This is a genomic window from Sphingobacterium kyonggiense (assembly GCF_039536825.1).
Classification (GTDB): Bacteria; Bacteroidota; Bacteroidia; order Sphingobacteriales; family Sphingobacteriaceae; genus Sphingobacterium; species Sphingobacterium kyonggiense.
On record NZ_BAAAZI010000011.1, the window covers coordinates 319,074 to 339,423 of the forward strand.

Sequence of the window (20,350 nt, forward strand, 5' to 3'; positions counted from 1 at the left end):
AAGTTCATTGTTTCAATGTTTAGTTAAGTTTTGGTCGTAAGTTCCCCACTTGCGGCCATCTTTTTTATCAGAAAACCTTAAATTGCGACATGAAATTAAAGCAAGTGGTTGTTTTTTGTGCATCCAGTCCAGGGCATGAGTCAATCTTTATGGAATCTGCAAGAATGGTTGGTGAAGCGCTGGTTTCGCGCGAAATTAACTTGGTATATGGTGGTGGAAGAGTAGGTTTAATGGGAGCTATTGCGGATAGCGTCATGGCTAATTATGGTGAGGTATATGGTGTTATTCCCAAATTCTTGAACAGTAAGGAGATTGGTCACCGAGATATCACGCAATTAATGGAAGTGGATACCATGCATGAGCGAAAGGCGAAGATGAATTTGCTATGTGATGGTGTTATTGCTCTGCCGGGAGGTTTCGGTACTATGGAAGAGCTTTTTGAGATGCTTACCTGGGGTCAATTAGGATTACACCAAAAACCCATTGGTTTACTCAACGTAGATGGGTTCTATGATCACCTGATCTTATTTATTGAGCATATGGTAAAAACAGGGCTTCTTAAGAAAGAGAATCAACAAATGCTCTTGTTCGCTAATGACATACACGAGCTTATTGATAAAATGGAAGCTTACGAAGCTCCAGCTGTTCCTAAGTGGCTCAACCTAGAGCAATCCTAATTCCCCATTCTTAGCGAAAGGGGAAATAAGATTTTGCATTATAATAACAGATGTCTTGGATTAATTTGCCTATCCAAGGCATATCGTGTGGTAATTCGCCATTTTTAATATCTTCTGCAAAGATATTGCAAAGCAATCTTCGGAAATATTCATGTCTTGGAAAGGACAAGAAGCTTCGGGAATCTGTAAGCATACCCACAAAACGGCTTAAAAGACCAATATTGGAAAGGGCGGTAATCTGTCTGGTCATACCATCTTTCTGGTCATTATACCACCAGCCTGAACCGAACTGCATTTTACCGGCAATATTTCCATCATTGAAATTTCCTGTCATGGATGCAAAAAGTTCATTGTCCATAGGGTTCAAGTTGTAAATGATGGTTTTTCCCAATTTCTGACGGTCAGCCATTCGGCCAAAGAACTTGGCCATTTTAGTGCCTTGTTTAAAATCACCAATACTGTCAAATCCCGTATCAGGTCCTAATTCTTGGTAAGCCCATTGGTTGGTATTGCGGAATGCACCCACATGAAATTGTTGTACCCACCCTTTTTCATGATCCCAACAGGAAAAATGAACCAACATCGCTGATTTGAACTTGTCGATTTCGGATTGTAATAAATCAGATCCTCCACGGACTTTCAGGAATATCTGTGCAATTTCTTGGTCCGTATAATCTTCTGCGAAGAAGTGGCTTAAGCCATGGTCCGAGATACAACAGCCTTGCTCTGCAAAGAAATCATGCCTGCCTTTTAAAGCATCTAAGAATTCTTGAAAGTTTTGTATTTCCTGGTTGCTCACCTCGGCCAATTGGTCAACATAAGCATTGTAGTTTTTGGTATGCTCAGGACTCATCGCCTTGTCTGGACGAAAAGCCGGATACATTTTAAACCCTACATCTTGTTTTGCAAACTGTTGATGATAAACTAAGCTGTCTACAGGATCATCCGTTGTACAGATAGTTTCTACCTTCATTTTGTTTAATAAACCATGAACAGCATATTCCGGAGATTTTATTTTCTCATTGGCTTCCGCATAAATTGCTTCTGCAGAATCAGGGTTTAATAAATCATGAATATCAAAATAGCGTTGAAGTTCGAGATGTGTCCAATGGTATAGTGGATTCCTCATGGTGTAGGGAACTGTTTCTGCCCATTTGCTGAATTTTTCATGGTCAGCGGCAGAACCTGTAATGAATTGTTCATTCACACCATTAGCGCGCATTGCTCGCCATTTATAGTGATCCCCTTGTAACCATGCCTTGGTGATATTTTCGAATTGATAGTTTCCGGCAACCTGATCTGGAGGTAGATGGTTGTGGTAATCTATGATCGGAAGGTCCTTGGCATAGGTATGATAGAGTTCTTCTGCAATGGCATGTTGTAATAAGAAGTTTTCGTCAAGAAAAGCTTTCATAAAATACTTTTGTAAGAATATACGTGGTTAATTTCGGGCATGAAAATAATGAATTCAAATTGATAATTAGCTTAATCTTAGCTTAAATTGTTTAAATATTTTAGTAAATTAGTGAAAATTAACATTTTAATAATGAAAACATTGCTATTAATCATATCCTTGACTCTTGGCTCCCTATTATCATATGGTCAGCAGAAGCTCAATCAACTTTGGGAGTCTAAAGAGCAACTTCCTGTTCCTGAGTCAGTCCTGTATGTTCCGGAGCGGAATGAACTTTTTGTTTCTTTAATTGATGGTGAAGGTACGGCCGCAGATGGCAAGGGAGGTATTGCCATTTTAAATTTGGACGGCAGTATGAAGAATGCCACTTGGGTTGAAGGATTAAATGCACCCAAAGGAATGGCCTTGTATAAAGATTTATTATATGTTGCCGATATCAATGAGGTTGTTGTGATTGACATCATTACTGGGAATGTGATCAATCAGATCAAGATTGAAGGGGCTGTATTTTTAAATGATGTAACAGTGGATTCTTTTGGGAAGGTATTTGTTTCGGATACGCGTCAAGGAAAGATTCACCTGATTCAAAATAGTAAACCAAGCTTATACATGAGTGAAGTTCCTAATGTTAATGGCCTTAAAATTATTGATGGAAGTTTATATGCTTTAGCAGGACCAGAGCTTTGGAAGATAAATAATAAACAAAAAACGGTAATTGCTAAAGGACTTAAATTAGGAGGAGATGGCTTAGAGCCTGTTGGTGATGGCAGCTTTTTAGTGACTTGCTGGGGCGGACTGATCTATCACATTACCGCTGATGGTAAAATCAGCCTATTGTTGGATGTAGAAGGAAAAATGAATACTGCCGATTTAGGTTATAATGCTAAAGAAAGAATTCTTTATGTACCGACCTTCTTAAATAATTCGGTAATTGCTTATCGCTTAGACTAAGTAAAGGATAAAGAATCGGGGCATTGAAATTAAGATTTCAATGCCCCGATTTTATTTATATCGAGATATCGCTGTGCTTTCAGCTACTTTAATAATTCGGTTAATTTTGCATTTAAAGCATCTCCATGAAGGTTTCTAGCGACAATTATTCCTTGTGGATCAATTAATACATTCTGCGGAATAGCTTTTACCCCATAGGTTTGACCTGCCGCATTATTCCAATTCTGTAAATCAGAAACGTGTTTCCAAGTCAGATTATCATCTTTTACAGCTTTAGCCCATGGTTCATAGTCGCGGTCAAAGGATACACCAAGGATTTCAAAGTTCTTGTCCTTGAACGTAGCATAGGTTTTAACGAGGCTAGGGCTTTGCTTGCGGCAATCTGGACACCAAGAAGCCCAAAAGTCAATAAGCACGTATTTACCCTTTAAATCCGATAGCGCATAAGGTTCACCGGCAAGATCCAATTGCGTAATACTTGGCGCTTTTTTACCGATCTGGGTGTTCTTCAAGGCCTTTAAATAACGATCGAATAGAAGACCATCATTCGTTTTACGAACTTTCTTATCTAATTTTTTATAGAGATCATTCAATTCCTTATAATTGGGATCATATCCTCCAATTTTCTGAATTAAGCGCAAAGAGTTTACATCTTTAGGATTCGCTTTCACTTGTGCCATCATCTCTTCCTTACTTTGTGCAAATACCAAGCTTGGGATCAGCAAAAATAGTAACCATAATTTTTTCATTGAACTTATTTATATGCTCAAATTTACTAATATCATAGGGAGACTTTCCTTATTCTATGTAAAAATAATAACATTTTGTCCGAATTCGATAATTAATGCATACCAATCAAATAGGCATTATGCATTCAGATTAGGGATTTTTAAGTGAAAATAGGTTGTACAACTATATCTTTACAACAATATTGAAAAACTTATTGCATTTTTTGCATACAAGGTCTAATAAATTATTAAATTTGAAACTCACTAAGGTATTTTTCAATTTAAATGGCAAGATTAAATTTATTAGAGGAAACCCGGTTTGAGAAGGTACCAGTCACGGTATACCCGACTCAGGGTGAAGCTTCTATTCAAGTTGCTCAACGCATTGCTAAGATCATTACAGACAAGCAAGCAAAAGGGGAAAAGGCAGTACTTGGTTTGGCTACTGGTGCTACACCAGTAAAAGTTTACAAGGAATTGGTAAGAATGCACAATGAAGAAGGATTAAGCTTCAACAATGTGGTTACCTTTAACTTGGATGAATACTATCCAATGCAGCCTACTGCAGAGCAGAGTTATGTGGTTTTCATGAACAAAAACTTGTTCGACCACATTGACATCCCAAAAGAAAACATCAATATTCCAGATGGAACATTAGCGTCAGAGGATGTACAAGCATATTGTATGGCCTATGAGCAAAAGATTTCTAGCTTAGGAGGATTAGATATCCAGATTTTAGGTATTGGTCGTACTGGTCACATTGGTTTCAATGAGCCAGGATCTGCACCTAACTCCGGTACGCGATTGGTAACCTTAGATGACCTTACTCGTAGAGATGCTTCGCGCGACTTCGGTGGTAAGGAAAATGTACCAACCAAAGCGATTACCATGGGTGTAGGTACTATCTTCAAAGCGAAGGAAATCGTCCTAATGGCTTGGAATGAGAAAAAAGCAGAAATCGTAAAGAAAGCAGTTGAAGGTGAAATATCTTCAGATATCCCTGCTACTTATTTACAGATGTCTGATAATGTAGAGTTTATCCTAGATCAGGATGCTGCTTCTGCATTAACACGTTTTAATCTTCCTTGGTTAGCACACGATGTGGTATGGGAAGCTACTTTGGTTAAAAAGGCCGTAGTTTGGTTATCCCTACACTTAGATAAAGCAATCTTGAAGCTTACGGATGATGACTATAATAATAATGGTATGGCGCAGCTAATTACTGAGCAAGGACCTGCTTATAGTATCAATATCCGTATTTTCAACGAGCTACAACGTACCATCACAGGATGGCCAGGTGGTAAGCCAGGTGTAGATGATTCTAATCGTCCTGAGCGTGCTGAACCTGCTCGTAAGAATGTTATTCTTTTATCTCCACACCCAGATGATGATGTAATCTCTATGGGAGGTACTTTCATCCGTTTAGCTGATCAAGGACACAATGTTCATGTGGCTTACCAGACCTCAGGAAACACTGCAGTATGGGACGATGATGTATTACGCTATTTGGAGTTCGTTCAAGATTTTGCTGTTGCTGTAGAGGATGATAATGGTGTTACGCGTAAAATCTATGATGATTCACGTGAATTCTTTAAAATCAAGAAACCTAATCAGGTAGATCCGGAAATCGTTCGTACAATTAAAGGCTTAATCCGTAAAGGTGAAGCTATTGCAGGAGCTCGTTTTGTAGGTCTTCCAGATGAAAATATCCATTTTATGGATCTTCCATTCTACGATCGTGGAAAATTCTCCAAAGAAGTAGATTTCGAAGATGATATCCAACAAACAATGGAGCTATTGCGTCAAGTAAAACCTCATCAAGTATTTGCTGCTGGTGACTTTGCTGACCCACATGGTACCCATAAAGTATGTTTCGATATTCTTTTGGAAGCATTAATTCGTCTTCGTAAAACGGATGAATGGACTAAGGATTGTTGGTTGTGGTTATACCGCGGTGCATGGCACGAATATCCAATTCATGAAATTGAAATGGCTGTTCCGCTTTCTCCTCAAGAGGTTAAACGCAAGCGTTTAGCGATCTTTAAACACCAATCTCAAAAGGATCTTCCAGTTTTCCCTGGTGATGATCCAAGAGAGTTCTGGGTTAGAGCAGAAGATCGTACTAGCGAAACTGCAGGATTATACCACCAATTGGGTCTTGCGAACTATGAAGCTATTGAAGCATTCGTTCGCTGGAAATTCTAAGCAATTAAGTTTAAATATATAGGAATGAAACCTCCGTCGAATGATGGAGGTTTTTTTTGTGCCTATATTTTGTAAAAATTTCGGATTATTAATCTTTTTGTCGGATTCTTTATTTTTTCATTGCAGGTTGAGATTTACATTTGCGCATCTATTTAGAATTAGTACAAATAAAATGAGACTAACCATCGCACTGTTTCTATTGGGTGTTTCAGCTATCTACCATGAAGCCCAAGCGCAAACCACCGTTAAAGGTGTCGTATTAAATAAACAAGGAGAATTCCTAGAAGGCATTAGTGTTCGAGGCCAAGGAAAAGCAACCAGGACCAATGAACAGGGATATTTTGAACTGTATATTGCCAAGCCTGGTGAATTTAACCTTGATTTCTCTGGAGTAGGATTCCATAAACATCATTTAACGGTTCAACCCAATGGTTTGGAAACAAGCATCCAAAACCAGATTCTACAAGAATCAAAACATCAAATCGAACAGATTGACGTCAAAGGATACAACTCCGTAAATCACCGCTCACTAGAGGTAAGTAAATCTGGTGTTCGCGATCTTGATTTGCCACAAGCTGTTCAAGTAATTAATAGTCAAGTAATCTCTGATCAGCAGGTCAATGTATTGAGTGATGCGTTGAAAAATGCAAATGGAGTAGCATTAGGAGCTAATCGTGGAGGTGTTAATGAGAATTTCTATGCTCGCGGATATAGCTTAGGGACTAACAATATCTTCAAAAATGGTGCTCGCACGAACAATGGTGGTTCTATTGAAGCGAGTACATTGGAGTCTGTACAGATATTAAAGGGAAGTGCTGCTTTATTGTATGGTGGTGTAAGTGGAGGAGCTGTGCTTAACCTAGTGACGAAAAAACCGAAGTTTGAAAATGGAGGTGAAGTGTCTATGCGTTTTGGAAGTTATAATCAGTATAAACCTATTGTAGATGTTTATGGACCAATTTCTCAGAAATTAGCATTCCGTATCATTGGAACAGGTTCTTACGCAGAAAGCTTCCGTGATGAAGTGGAATCGAAACGTATCTATGTTAACCCTTCTTTGCTATACCAAATGAATGATAAGTCGAGCTTAAATGTTATGTTCGACTACCTAAAAAGTGATTTTACACCTGACTTTGGTATCGGTTCTGTAGAAGGTAAAATTCAAAAAGAAGTTGGTCGTAATGCTTTTATTAATGTGCCTTGGGCATTTAACAAGACAAACTCTTCTAATGCGCAGGCAGATTTTGGACATCAATTTAATGATGACTGGAAATTGCAGGTCTTAGCAAGTTACCAACAATATAATAGAGATTATTATGGTGCCGAACGTATTCAAGCTAATGCACAAGGAATTGCACCTCGAGCTTTAAATAGAACTAAACAGGATGAATTAACCTATAACCAACAGATTAATTTGACTGGGAAACTTACTACTGGATTTCTGAAACACCAAATATTAGTAGGTGGAGATGCGGATGAATCTAACGTAAAGAACTATGCATTTAATATTTATGCAAAGGGAGGTTCTCAACCGAGTACAAGTTATGATAATATCGATCTATTCAATCCATATGCTGAAGGGATGCGCACTGATAAGCCATTGGACTCTTTAAAAACAAGAACAAGTACCGATATTTTTCGTGTTGGTGCGTTTGTACAGGATTTAGTATCAGTGACCGATCAATTTAAAGTATTGCTTGGTGTTCGATATACTTATCAAAATACAGGTCGAGGTTTGGTTTATGATTATAAAACAAATACAGAGACTACAACACCGAATGTTGGAAAAGATAAAGAAGACATGGGGAATAAGATTGACAAGGCATGGTCTCCAAAATTTGCTTTGATCTATCAACCTTTAGTTTCTACAAGCATCTATGTGAGCTACAGTAATAATTTCGTTTCTAATGCTGGTTACGATGTTAACTACCTACCCATGACACCTTCTTCTATTGATCAATATGAGGCAGGTATTAAAAATGATTTCCTTCAAGGGCGTTTATCGACGAACCTGACCTGGTATAGAATTCAAAATAATAACTTCGCACAGACTATCATTGGAGCAGATGGAAAAGTGGCAGATGCGAATATGAAAGAATTCACTGGTGTTTCAGCATCTGATGGTATTGAATTGGATGTTGCAGGTGAATTGGGCAAAGGATTTAATGTGTTGGCAGGGTATAGCTATAATTTCATGCGCTATTTAGAGACGAATGAAAACGGTGTGGTAGAAGGAATTCGCCTTGTGGGAACAACAGCACATACTGGAAATGCTACATTATTTTATAGTCTTCCAGACCATATCGCTAAAGGACTTAAATTAGGTGTATCGGCATTCTATACTGGAAAAAGAAATGCGGGATGGAATACGACCAAGGTTAACCAAAAAGAAGGAGTAGATCGAATCATTCCAATTGATCCTTTCACAACCTTTGATTTCACTGCTGGCTACACGTATAAGAACTGGAATATCATGGCAAAAGTCAATAACATAGGTAATGCTTTCAATTATTATGTTCATGAGAACTACAGCGTGAATCCGATTCCACCACGTGGATTCACCACTACGTTGAGCTATAAATTCTAATTTCAAGGTTTTCTTTAAGTTCAATAGTATCATATAATTAGTAATCTGTTTGACAGCTGTTTTCTTTTAAGCAGCTGTCTTCATTTTATTATGGAAAAAATAAGTTGATTACGTCAGTGGAATGTTGAAATCGAAGGGCATTGGCATCATTTGCTAAAAATTAATTATATTTACAATTGTTATAGCTTATTAAAATTGAACATGAACCTTTTAGAACGAGTTGAGCAGGCATTAGATTCCATTAGACCTTATTTGGAAACTGATGGTGGTAATGTATCTATAGAGGAAATTACACCTGATAATGTTGTTAGATTAAAGCTCTTAGGAACTTGTGCAAGCTGTTCGATGAGTATTATGACGTTTAAGGCCGGATTGGAACAAGCCATTAAGAAAGCCGTTCCTGAAATTGTAGCTGTTGAAGCAATTAATTTGACAGATATGAATGACCCTAACGCAATCACTCCGAATAGATTTTAGGATATTTTTGAGGGGTTAACACAATTTAACAACGACCTATCAATTATATAATTAGTTTTGTGAGAAGATGATTTCCTGGAGAGCACATACCCTTATTATAATCTTGTTTTTAGTCACCTGCGTGCAGGCCATGGCTCAAGACAAAAAGGCTGTACAATTCTCTGGATTTACCTACGCAAAAGATACCGATATAGCTGTGCCGTTCGTCACAGTTAGAAATACCACCTTTAATAACGAAACTATCGCCGCTAACCATGAGGGTTATTTTAGCTTCGTGGTGCGTATGGGCGATGTAATCGAATTTTCCTCCATTGGATATGAAACCGTACGTGTGACTGTTCCTCAACTAAGTGAGGATAAGTATACACTACGTGTTGAATTAAATCCCTTGGTTGAAGAATTGCCAGTGATTACTTTAGGAAGACCTCTTCCTTGGGCAAGTATCGAGGAATTTAACCGTGAATTCTTGGCGATTAATATCTCCAATGATGATGTAATTACGGCTAAACGTAATTTATCGCCACAATCTATGGCGCTTTTAGCGCAAATTTTACCTCGTGATGCTGGTGAAATTCAAGCCTATAATAGCATGCAGCGACATATCAATATGTCCAATAAAGCTATTAATCAGAATTTCAACAATCCATTGTTAAACCCATTCGCATGGGGAGCTTTAATTAACCAAATTAAACGTGGTGATTATAGCAGACAACGCTTGAAGTACTAATCTCTTAATTAGAATCCAACAAAGATCTTCTATTGAATCCTTTTATGTTTAGCCGTGAAGCTAAATAGGAAACTAATGTAGACACAATCATTACGGTAGCTATGATAATAGCAAAATCGGCATAACGAATATCAACAGGATACGCATCAAATAAAGAGCCTTCATTGGTAGTAACCAATCCGAATCGTTCCTGCAACAAACAGAATAGCAAGCCTATTACCGCACCTACAAAACTTCCGATAAAAGCTATCATAACCCCTTGATAAAAGAAGATATTCTGAATCAAATGATCATTTGCTCCTAAGCTTTTTAATACAATAACATCTTGTTTCTTGTCAATTACCAACATGGTCAGGGAACCAATAATATTAAAAATGGCTATTATGCCAATAATAGTCACAATAAAGAATACGATCCATTTTTCAGAACGTACAGTCTTATACAAAGTGGGATTCTGTTGCTCCCGGTTTTTGACATTAAAATCCTTACCTAATATTCCTTGAACTTCTTTTTGTAATGCTTTGGAATTGTCGTTATTTCCATACAATTCAATTGCAGATACACCTTGATGTTCATTTAGAAGATCTTTGGCAAAGTCAATAGGAACAATAATAAGATCATCAAATCCTGGTTGAAATCTTAATACTGCATTACTTGTAATTAGTCTAGAGCGGATATCCTCTAATGGATTGATATTGCTAGCAGACGCGTTTTTATCCGGTATATGGAGCATTATCTGGTCGTCACCACCCCGAAGTGGTACTTTTAGATTCGCTTGAACAAGAGCGCCTAGAATAGCGTAATAATTACCATCCGATTGTAAGTTTAAGGAACCTGCTAAGATCATCTCTTGCGAAGCATGCGTATGCAAGCTACTAGGCTCTATTCCTTTGATCTTACCTATAAATTGTTGATGATTGTATTCCACCAGCACCTTGTCTTCCAAGACCTCACTATAAGAAGTTATCTTCTTGTTATGGCGTAGTTGTTCAAATTTTTCAGAATTACTCGAGAAAACTTTACCCTTGGCAGGCTCAATTCGTAATTCCGGTGAAAACACACTGTATTCGGATAAGATGAATTTTTCTAATCCATTATAAAATGAAAGGACAATTACCAATGCTGCGGTACTAACCAATACACCAACTACACTAATACCCGAAATGATGTTAATCGCATTAACGGATTTCTTAGAAAATAAATATCGCTTTGCAAAGAAGATTGGTAATCTCATGCGGTTAGGCTCTTATAAATGGATTCAATTCTTTTTCTTCTTTGATCGTTGTAGTCGGTCCATGTCCAGGATATACGGTAGTTTCCTCTGGGAGTGTATAAATAGTATTGGCGATGCTCTCCATTAATTGTTGATGGTTTCCACCTGGCAGGTCAGTTCTACCTACGCTGCGATGAAATAATACATCTCCACCGATTAAGAAGTTATGTTCCGCACTGTATAAACATAAATGTCCAGGAGAGTGTCCAGGAGCAAATAATAAGGATAAAGACTCATCTCCTATTTCAATCTTGTCATCTATTGTTAAGAAGGTCTCTGGTATTGGTGATGGTTCATATCGAATGCCCATTTGAGGTGCATAATTTTGCACTTGAACTAATAAAGGCAATTCATTCTCATGAAATTGTGGCATTAATCCATATGTTTCATAAATGAAACGATTACCTAATACATGATCAATATGTCCATGTGTATTTACCAAGGCTATCGGTTTCAGTTCCTGACCATCAATAAAAGATTGAAACAATTGCTCTTCTTGGTAATTATGCATCCCTGGATCAATAATGATACATTCCTTCGCATCATTATAGATGACGTAAGTGTTCTCTTGATAAGGATTAAAGGTAAAAGTCTTGATATGTAACATATCCAAAAATAGAAATTTATTTCTGCATTCATTCAGAATGCTAAAGGATGTTTAGTTAATAAATGATTAATTGAAGCCTTGGATCTTAAAGTTCATTCCATATTTCCCAATTCTTTTCCGCTTGCAGAATAAGCATTTCAAAGCCATTCTTAATCTTGGCTCCTCTTGCTTTTCCATGTTTTAGAAAACGAGTTTCTTCAGGATTGTAGATTAGATCATATAACAAGTGATCAGGGCCAATGTCTTCATAAGGTATGTCAGGACATTCGTCAATATGGGGAGCAGTGCCAACTGGTGAACAGTTAATGATTAAGTGATGTTCTTGTATTGTTGCTGGACTTAGGTCTGCATAGCTAATCGTTTCTGCTGTTCGAGTCCTGCTTACTACTTGATAGGTAATATGCATTTGATCCAAAGCATATTTAACTGCTTTAGTTGCTCCACCATTTCCTAAAATAAGAGCTTTTTGATGATGTTTCTCTAATAAGGGTTTCAGAGATTCTGCAAATCCAAAGGCATCAGTATTGAATCCTTTTAATCTTGGTTTTTTTCCAATCTCTTGCCTAATCTGTATGCAGTTTACTGCACCAATTGCCTTAGCCTCTTCGGATAACTCATCTAAATATGCAAGTACATCCTGTTTATAGGGGATGGTCACATTGACTCCGTATAAATCGGGATTGTCTGTATAAAGTTTGGGGAAATCTTCAATAGAAGGAATAGGGTAAAGATCATAATCAATACCTTCAATTCCTTCATTTGAAAATTTTTCTAAATAGTATTTTTTGGAAAATGAATGCCCTAAAGGGTATCCAATTAGTCCTAAGTATTTCATTTGCCTTCCGAGTACTTTTTGATAATATCAATAATGATTGGATTACCTTGCAATTGTGGAAGGTATTCAAATAAAATATAATGTTTCTCTGGATCTGTATTTAACGCGATTTCCAAGAAATTCAAGGCTTCATTGTATTTACCAGCTGCAAATAAATAAGCAACTAAACGATAATACAAAACAGCCTCATCTGGATTACATTTAATGGCTTCCGAAATAACCTCAGTAGCTTCTTGTAATCGACCGATTTCATATAATAAGGATGAGAAATCTAACCATGCTTCAACGTCTGTACTGTTTAACTCAACTACCTTGGTATAAGCCTCAATGGACTCATCAAATTGCTTTAATTTATAGCGTGCATCTGCAATAGCAAACCAATAGTCTGGGTTCTCATCATCAATATCCAAGGCTTTCTTGTAGAAATGCAATGATTCAAAATAACGTTCTTCGAAATCTAGAGTTACCCCAATACCAAACCAAGCATCGCTTTGATTGCTATCTAACTTTACTGCTTTCTTGTAGTAAGAACGAGCCTCATCCATTAGTTCCAACTTCTCATAACATTCGCCCATCGCACAATAAGTATCTGCGGTAGGGGGCTCATATTCGAAGGTCATCTTATAAACCTCAATGGCTTCAGCAAAGCGGTCAAGATTTACCAAGGCATTCCCTTTATTGAAATATGCAGATGAAAAGTTTTCTTTGATCAAGATGGCATAGTCATAAGCATCAATAGCAGCCTCAAATTGTTCCAATTTATGGTAAGCATTGCCGAGGTTGTACCATGCGGCAAAAGAATACGGATCAGTATCTATGTATTGTTTATAGAACTGAATACTTTCTTCTTGTTGTTCAAGAACATCATAACAGAAAGCAATTTCATATAGCGCATCTTGATTTTCATTGTTCAGTTTCAGACATTTCTTTAAATAAAGAATCGCTTTCTCATAACTTCCCTGAACTTGATAAAGCCCTGCAATCTGATAATAGATCTCATCTTTAGAGTCAGCTAATTCTAGCGCTTTAAAGAAGTTTTCTTCTGCTAAAGTATGATCGTTCAACGAAGAAAAGATTGTTCCTCTAATAAGGTAAATGTCAGCTTCTGAAGGCTCCAAGTATTCTGCCTTTGTCAATGCTTCCAATGCTTGATCATATTTCAAGATACTAGCCAGCAAATGTGCCTTTTTAATCAAGAAAGTAGTTTCAAATGGGTGTTGGGCTGCAGCAAATTCGATTACCTGTAATGCTTTGATTGGATCGTTCTTGGTAATGTAATAGTCAATGATACTTTCAAAAGCTTTTGCATCGAAAAAGTATTGGTCCTCATTCCGCAACATCTCCTCATACCGATCAACTGAGAATTTTTGTTCTTCAGGTGATTCAAACTCAAAGTCTTCTTCCATTATTCTCCTCTTTTAAATAATCAATTCCCATTATTCTCATGTTGAAAATAGTAAATATTAAATTGTCTTGTCTTAAATTATTTTCAACATATCCACAATCCTATGACTAACAGTACTTAGGAAAGTAAATTTTTATTAATAAAAAAAAGAGCCGGTCGATAAACCGGCTCTTTTAATATGTTAATTATTATTGCTAATAATTATTTTTTGATCTCAACACGACGGTTTTGGATTCTTCCTTCTTCAGTAGCGTTAGATGCAACTGGATTAGCTTCTCCGTAACCTGTAGCTGTGATGCTAGATGCAGAAACACCAGCGTTTACTAAGTATTGTTTAACTGCGTTAGCACGGTCTTTAGAAAGATTCAAGTTGTAAGCTTCAGTACCTTCTTCTGATGCATAACCATCTAAAGTTACAGTAGCGTTGTTATCTTTCAATTCTTTTGCTAATCTATCTAAAGTAGCGTAAGATTCAGTTTTTAATACTGAGCTATCAAATTCGAATTGAATTGGAGCAAAGTATCCTGAAGTAGTACCGTTGTCAACTAATTGTTGCTCTGGGAATTTGATAGGACATCCTGAACCATCAACTACAGTACCTGCAGGAGTTCCTGGACATTTATCGAATTTATCAGATACACCGTCACCATCAGAATCTTTAGCTAATTGATCAACAGTACCTTCTAAAGTAGATACACGTTGTTTCAATGCTTCAACTTCGTTACGTAATGAAGGATCTTTCAACTCGTCGTACATAGTAGCAACTGGGTTAGTGAAAGTTAAGCTTTCTTTATCACGTGATCCTAAAGTGAATTCTAAACCACCATAGATGTTAGAGAATTTACCTTTGTAGTCAGTTCTAGCATGACCGAAAAGCAGGTTATCATCAGTGAAGTTCATTGTGTAACCTAAGTTCAAGGCAACAACTTCAGATAATTTGAATTTAACACCAACTCCTACTGGAATGTAACCACTTAATTTGTAGTCTTTAGTTCCGTCTGGTTCACGATCACCGAATACTTTCTCTCCCCAAGTTCCTTTGTAGTCATGTGCTACAGTTTGGAAATCGTTGTCAGAGTATTGTACTGGGTTACTTGCTAATACACCCATACCCACTTTAGCGTAGAAGTTAACAGCGTTTTCTCTTCTCATGAAGTCGATAGTACCTAATTGGAATACACCATTTAAGCTAGCTGCCCAGTTTACATCTACGTTTACTGATTGTGCACCGTGAATACCTTCAGCTGCAGGACCAGATAAATCATGGTTGTAAGTTTTGATACGACCACGGTTTCCTTCTAATTCTAATCCGAATAAGTGAGAGAATTGTTTACGGATAGTTAATCCATAATATTCACCTACTTTATTTTGGAAGTATCCAACTTTCTGTCCGAATGGGTTAGATCCACCTAAAACTGTATTAGGAGTAGTGATACCACCTTGTAATCCAATTGACCAAGTTCTGTATTGACCTCTACCACCAAATACGGTTGGAGTTTGTGCTTGTGCAGTCTCTGCGAAACCTAATGCGGCTACTAAAGATGCTGCGATAGCTGTTTTTTTAATTGTAGAATAGTTCATACTCTTTTTTTTAAGGTTATTAAAATTTTTAATTGTTTCTAGTTGTTCAAAAATCAATTTAACATAACTTAACAATAACGATGCCAAAAAATGTTAAATTGTAAAAAGTTGATTTTTTATACTCTAAGCCCAACTTTTTCTGCGTAAAAATACTATTAAACAATATATAACGCAAATTTTTTAGAAAAACATTGTTCTAATTCGATAAATAATGCACGGCTAACTTGGCAATGTAGCTTTTTTGCTACAAGATGTAATGAATAACCGCCAGAGTTAAGCCTCCTAATAGCGCACTAACGGGTATAGTTAATATCCATGCCCATAGCAAACTAATTGTAACACCCCATCGAACTGCCGATACACGCTTCACAACACCAACCCCGATAATTGATCCGGTAATGGTGTGTGTAGTAGAAACCGGAATACCAAAATGCTCCGTAATACCTAAAGTTATAGCGCCTGCCGTTTCAGCACTGACACCCTCCAATGGAGTAACCTTTGTGATTTTGGTACCCATCGTTTTCACAATCTTCCAACCTCCACTCATCGTACCTGCAGCAATTGCCGCGTAACAAGCTAATGGCACCCATTCAGGCATCTGCTCAAAAGTACCAATTACCCCTTGAGCGATTAATGCCGTCGCGATAATACCCATTACCTTCTGTGCATCATTACCTCCGTGGGCAAAACTTAGTCCTGCTGAAGAAACCAATTGTAAAATCTTAAACCAACGCTCTGCTACAGCTGGCCTAGCTTTCTTACAAATATTGATAATTATTAACGTAATAATAATGGAAATAATCATACCCATTAAAGGGGCAAAGATGATAAAAGATACAATCTTTAAGGTTGCACTTAGGTTGATTGCTTCGATCGGATTAATACCTTGAAATACAGCATAAGCCATTCCTGATCCTGCAAACCCACCGATTAAGGTGTGACTTGAACTGGATGGGATTCCATAGTACCAGGTAAATAAGTTCCAAGAGATTGCTGCAACGAGACCGGCGAATATGACCTCCAGCGTGATGAATTGTTCAATAACAGTTTTGGCGATCGTATTAGCTACTTTATGATCTGTAAACACAAAATAAGCCACGAAGTTAAATAGTGCCGCCCATAGTACAGCCATAAATGGCGTTAGTACCTTGGTGGATACAATTGTCGCAATCGAGTTTGCAGCATCGTGAAATCCATTGATATAATCAAATGCAATGGCCAACACAATTACGACAACTAATAATGTGGTAACTCCCATAATAATTTTAGTCCTAAGATTTAATGAAAACTAGGCGTTTTTCACCAAAATACTTTCCAATACATTCGCAACATCCTCACATTTGTCTGTTGCATCTTCCATTGCAGATAATACTTCCTTATTCTTGATCAAGTTAATCGCATCTTTTTCATACTCGAAAAGATCAGCTACTGCTTTGTCAAAAATGTAATCCGCTTTGTTCTCCACACTATTGATGCGAACGCAAGAATCTGTAATGTTTCTGATGTTCTTTAGGTCTTTTAATTCAAATAAGGCTTTCGCAACGTGTTCTGTAGCTTCTAAGATTAAACTAGAAATCTCTTTCATTGGCTCGCTTGGAGTCTCCACCTTGTATAATTCCATACGATTTGATGCACCGTGTATAAAATCTGCTACATCATCTAATGAACTTGCTAAGGCGTGGATATCCTCACGGTCAAAAGGTGTAATGAAGTTTTTACCTAGTTCTAGGTGTATTTGGTGAGTTAGGTTATCACCTTTGTGTTCTAAATCTTCTAATAATTTAGAGTTGTTTTTTCTAAGTTGTAAATCAGTGGTATGTACACTCTCCTTTAACAACTTAGCCATTTCGATCAGATTTGAGCCCGCTTGCTCAAAAAGAGGGAAGAATTTTTTGTCCTTAGGAACAAAGTATTGAAAAATGCTATTCAAAGACATGCTTTTAAATTTTAATAGCGCAAAAATATGGAGTTAATGTTAAGTTAATGTTAAGTTTTCATAAATAGCCTTTTTTACACCTTCTCTAAAGTGAACGAAAAGGTCGTCCCAATGCCCTCTGTACTGCGTACATGAACATTCTGTTGATGGGCCTCAATAATATGCTTAACAATCGCCAAACCTAAACCTGAACCACCAATGTCCCGTGATCTACTTTTGTCCGTTCTGAAAAATCGTTCAAACACACGGGGCAGGTTTTTCTCCTCAATGCCCAAGCCATTATCTGTAATCTCTATCAAGATCTGATCAATTAATGGATGAGTTTTTATTATCGTCTGACCATTTCTCTTGCCATATTTAATGGAGTTGTCGATCAAGTTGATTAGTACTTGTTGTATTTTTTTCCGATCAGCTTTAACAAAAACCGGATTGTTATTCTTTGTTTGGAAATTTAAGGTGATATTTTGTTCAGAAGCTTTATATTCTAAATCATCAATTATCTCTTTAATCAATGCTTGAATATCAAACTTCTCCTTCTCTAATAAGACCGCCCCAGACTCTAATTTAGCAATCTCATCCAAATCATGAATCAAATAGCTCAAACGATCTAAATTACGGGCAGCTTTATTTAAGAAATTGATAGCCATCTCGGGGTTTTCCTCCAGCATACCGTCTTGTAGGGTTTCAACATAACCTTGGATAGCAAATAGGGGGGTCTTAAATTCGTGTGAAATATTGGAGAGAAACTCTTTACGAAACTTTTCTTGAGCCTTTAATTGGTCAATCTCTGATGCTTTTTGTTTTGCCCAATCACGAACCTCTTTTTCGGCATCGCCAATTGGATCATCAGATTTATGGTCGCCTAAAGCATCTTTAAGCTCTTTTCCTAACTTAAGATTGTGAATTAATTTATAAACCGATTTAATCCTTTCATAAACAAACTTCTGAAAAACATAGTTCAAAAGGGAAAAGGAAAGTATAAAGCTTAATATTAATAAGAAAATGAAAGTAGGGAAATCACGCTCGTAATAGAAGTTCATCCCTGATAAGACCAAGGAAAACACAAAACTGATAATCAGTATGAGCGACCTGAAATTCATGCTTTTTTAGCGAGTTGCAATTCTATTTAATATTATACGCGTGCAATAATGGTTTTTCCACCAACTACCTTCTGATCAATATTAACTTCCACCTTTGCATCTAATGGTAGGAATAAATCCACACGGGAACCAAATTTAATGAAACCAAATTCATCACCCTGTTGTACAGGTTGTCCCTCTTTAACATACCATACAATACGTCTTGCTAAAGCACCAGCGATCTGGCGGAACAATACCTCAATCCCATCTGCACGTTTTACAACAACCGTAGTACGTTCATTATCTGTTGAAGATTTTGGATGCCATGCTACTAAAAATTTACCTGGATGATACTTAAAAAAGGATACTATCCCAGAAATCGGATTTCTATTCACATGCACATTGACTGGCGACATAAAAATCGAAACCTGTATTCTGCGATCCTTGAAATATTCTTGTTCTTCAGCTTCTTCGATAACGACCACTTTACCATCTGCTGGACAAAGGATAACACCTTCATCTAGGCTGATCTTCTTTATTGGGCTGCGGAAGAACTGTAAAATTGTGATTAATAAAAATGCTGAAACCGCATAAATTAACCAAGTAACAATCTTTCCCGCATCAAAATAATGTGCTACAGCCAGTAGTACGAAAATAAATAATACGACTAAAGCTAAACTGGTATATCCTTCTTTGTGAAACTTCATGATTAAAAATTTGCTCAAATATAAATTAAACTTGGGAAATCCTATGAATTCTCTTCTTTTCTATGAATAGATAGACTATGAAATACAACAGAACCATCACCTGCGTGCTGTGCCCTCACTTCAACAGTGAGTTCATCATCAATGTATTCCCCATTTTTAAACGATGGTGGATAGGTTTGAAGGCTCTTTATTGCATCGAAAAATAATTTATCAAAATGTGGGTCTGTCTTACTTAAAAGATCAAAATTACTTACACGACCATCTTTCTGGACGCGAACTTTATATTTCAAATCAAAATAACTGAAACTCGGCACTTCTGTACCTTTAAAGATATCTGAAATAGATTTAGCCAAATAACTCGTAAAGTCGATATGTTCATCATAGTTACAGTTTTTAGACACCAAAGCCTCAGCGCGGAAAAACTCTTCTATAGGACCTATTGGATATTTCGCATTGGTATATACTGACTCTGTGTATAAATCATAACCCTCAGCAAATACGCCGGTTTTCTCGTAATATTCTTCTCCAACTAGGACCCTTTTCTTATCGTCTTCAAAATAAATCCGCCAATTTCCCACCGGGTATCCATTGGTAATAGAGCCTCTTAATCGAACAAATGGAAACCCATATGGATTGAAACCGATGTGTGGAATCTTAAAATCATACTTTCCATTTCCTTCTTGAATCATCTGGGATCCTGTAGTATTCCAAAAAGAACTAATCTTTGGGAATTCAGAATCATAAGAGATAACCATCATAGGTTTCCCATCGGGATAATAAAAGGTCCAGTCCCCAACAGCAACGCCTTGTTCATACCGAACCTGCCATTTTAGTTGCATGTTTGCATGATAAGCCTTAAAAACCCCATGTTTTATCCCTTGTTTATACTCTCCTTCTAATATTACTTTCCCTTGTTGATTAAAATCAGTAAATGGTCCTGTAAACAAACTGGTTTTTGGGTCAAAAGATGCAACACGTTCTATCTGTTTAAATTCACAATTCTTATCAACGAGATAATATCCCGCATCATAATAAAATCGAACTCGATCGTCGCCAGCTTTCTCAAAATAAACAGGCTTGCTCTTCTGCGCATAACCCAACATAGAAAGAGATGAATTCAGTATAAAACATAAAAAGAAGACTGATCTCAGCATCGCAATT

Annotated in this window: 18 protein-coding genes; 6 read left to right on the forward strand and 12 right to left on the reverse strand. The window is 37.1% G+C overall.

Annotated elements, in window-relative coordinates; all coding sequences use genetic code 11:
- The first annotated feature begins 89 nt into the window (after positions 1 to 89).
- Positions 90 to 677: an LOG family protein gene (locus tag ABD676_RS14425; protein WP_344675430.1), complete on the forward strand. Its 588-nt coding sequence runs from the start codon at positions 90 to 92 to the stop codon at positions 675 to 677.
- Between the two features lie 10 nt (positions 678 to 687).
- On the opposite strand, the gene uxaC is transcribed toward ABD676_RS14425, so the two are convergent.
- Entirely contained in the window at positions 688 to 2,091 is a 1,404-nt protein-coding gene (gene uxaC / locus ABD676_RS14430) for a glucuronate isomerase (protein ID WP_344675431.1), read from the reverse strand.
- A gap of 132 nt (positions 2,092 to 2,223) precedes the next feature.
- On the opposite strand from uxaC, the gene ABD676_RS14435 reads away from it, so the two are divergent.
- Positions 2,224 to 3,042 (forward strand): SMP-30/gluconolactonase/LRE family protein, encoded by an 819-nt coding sequence (locus ABD676_RS14435; protein WP_344675432.1) that lies wholly within the window; start codon positions 2,224 to 2,226, stop codon positions 3,040 to 3,042.
- An 83-nt stretch (positions 3,043 to 3,125) separates the two neighbouring features.
- Here the strand turns inward: ABD676_RS14435 and ABD676_RS14440 are convergent, their stop codons facing one another.
- Positions 3,126 to 3,791 carry a TlpA family protein disulfide reductase gene (locus ABD676_RS14440; protein ID WP_344675433.1) on the reverse strand — a complete coding sequence of 222 codons (666 nt, stop codon included), beginning with the start codon at positions 3,789 to 3,791 and terminating at the stop codon, positions 3,126 to 3,128.
- A gap of 264 nt (positions 3,792 to 4,055) precedes the next feature.
- On the opposite strand from ABD676_RS14440, the gene nagB reads away from it, so the two are divergent.
- The 4 genes from nagB (at position 4,056) to ABD676_RS14460 (ending at position 9,766) form a co-directional block, all read left to right on the forward strand.
- Positions 4,056 to 5,975: a glucosamine-6-phosphate deaminase gene (gene nagB, locus ABD676_RS14445; protein ID WP_344675434.1), complete on the forward strand. Its 1,920-nt coding sequence runs from the start codon at positions 4,056 to 4,058 to the stop codon at positions 5,973 to 5,975.
- Between the two features lie 172 nt (positions 5,976 to 6,147).
- The gene (locus ABD676_RS14450) at positions 6,148 to 8,562 is read left to right on the forward strand and encodes a TonB-dependent siderophore receptor (RefSeq protein ID WP_344675435.1); all 2,415 of its coding nucleotides are present in this window, start codon (positions 6,148 to 6,150) and stop codon (positions 8,560 to 8,562) included.
- A gap of 201 nt (positions 8,563 to 8,763) precedes the next feature.
- Positions 8,764 to 9,039, forward strand: a complete 276-nt coding sequence (locus ABD676_RS14455; protein WP_344675436.1) for a NifU family protein — start codon at positions 8,764 to 8,766, stop codon at positions 9,037 to 9,039.
- A gap of 130 nt (positions 9,040 to 9,169) precedes the next feature.
- Entirely contained in the window at positions 9,170 to 9,766 is a 597-nt protein-coding gene (locus ABD676_RS14460) for a hypothetical protein (protein ID WP_344675437.1), read from the forward strand.
- 4 nt (positions 9,767 to 9,770) lie between these two features.
- On the opposite strand, the gene ABD676_RS14465 is transcribed toward ABD676_RS14460, so the two are convergent.
- The 10 genes from ABD676_RS14465 to ABD676_RS14510 all read right to left on the reverse strand — a co-directional run bounded on the left by ABD676_RS14465 (position 9,771) and on the right by ABD676_RS14510 (position 20,343).
- On the reverse strand, positions 9,771 to 11,000 hold the full coding sequence (locus tag ABD676_RS14465; RefSeq protein WP_344675438.1) for an FtsX-like permease family protein: 1,230 nt from the start codon (positions 10,998 to 11,000) through the stop codon (positions 9,771 to 9,773).
- Between the two features lie 4 nt (positions 11,001 to 11,004).
- Positions 11,005 to 11,646, reverse strand: coding sequence for an MBL fold metallo-hydrolase (locus tag ABD676_RS14470; RefSeq protein WP_344675439.1), 642 nt, complete (start codon positions 11,644 to 11,646; stop codon positions 11,005 to 11,007).
- An 85-nt stretch (positions 11,647 to 11,731) separates the two neighbouring features.
- Positions 11,732 to 12,481, reverse strand: a complete 750-nt coding sequence (locus tag ABD676_RS14475; RefSeq protein WP_344675440.1) for a shikimate dehydrogenase family protein — start codon at positions 12,479 to 12,481, stop codon at positions 11,732 to 11,734.
- Entirely contained in the window at positions 12,478 to 13,887 is a 1,410-nt protein-coding gene (locus ABD676_RS14480) for a tetratricopeptide repeat protein (protein WP_344675441.1), read from the reverse strand. Before ABD676_RS14480 ends, ABD676_RS14475 begins: the two co-directional genes overlap by 4 nt.
- A 200-nt stretch (positions 13,888 to 14,087) precedes the next feature.
- On the reverse strand, positions 14,088 to 15,467 hold the full coding sequence (locus ABD676_RS14485; RefSeq protein WP_344675442.1) for an OmpA family protein: 1,380 nt from the start codon (positions 15,465 to 15,467) through the stop codon (positions 14,088 to 14,090).
- Positions 15,468 to 15,711: 244 nt separating this feature from the next.
- Entirely contained in the window at positions 15,712 to 16,725 is a 1,014-nt protein-coding gene (locus ABD676_RS14490; protein WP_344675443.1) for an inorganic phosphate transporter, read from the reverse strand.
- A 30-nt stretch (positions 16,726 to 16,755) separates the two neighbouring features.
- Positions 16,756 to 17,403 (reverse strand): DUF47 domain-containing protein, encoded by a 648-nt coding sequence (locus tag ABD676_RS14495; RefSeq protein ID WP_344675444.1) that lies wholly within the window; start codon positions 17,401 to 17,403, stop codon positions 16,756 to 16,758.
- Between the two features lie 74 nt (positions 17,404 to 17,477).
- Positions 17,478 to 18,503, reverse strand: a complete 1,026-nt coding sequence (locus ABD676_RS14500) for a sensor histidine kinase (RefSeq protein WP_344675445.1) — start codon at positions 18,501 to 18,503, stop codon at positions 17,478 to 17,480.
- 32 nt (positions 18,504 to 18,535) lie between these two features.
- Positions 18,536 to 19,189 (reverse strand): phosphatidylserine decarboxylase family protein, encoded by a 654-nt coding sequence (locus ABD676_RS14505; RefSeq protein WP_344675446.1) that lies wholly within the window; start codon positions 19,187 to 19,189, stop codon positions 18,536 to 18,538.
- A 41-nt stretch (positions 19,190 to 19,230) separates the two neighbouring features.
- Positions 19,231 to 20,343 carry a toxin-antitoxin system YwqK family antitoxin gene (locus ABD676_RS14510; protein ID WP_344675447.1) on the reverse strand — a complete coding sequence of 371 codons (1,113 nt, stop codon included), beginning with the start codon at positions 20,341 to 20,343 and terminating at the stop codon, positions 19,231 to 19,233.
- Between the last annotated feature and the right edge of the window lie 7 nt (positions 20,344 to 20,350).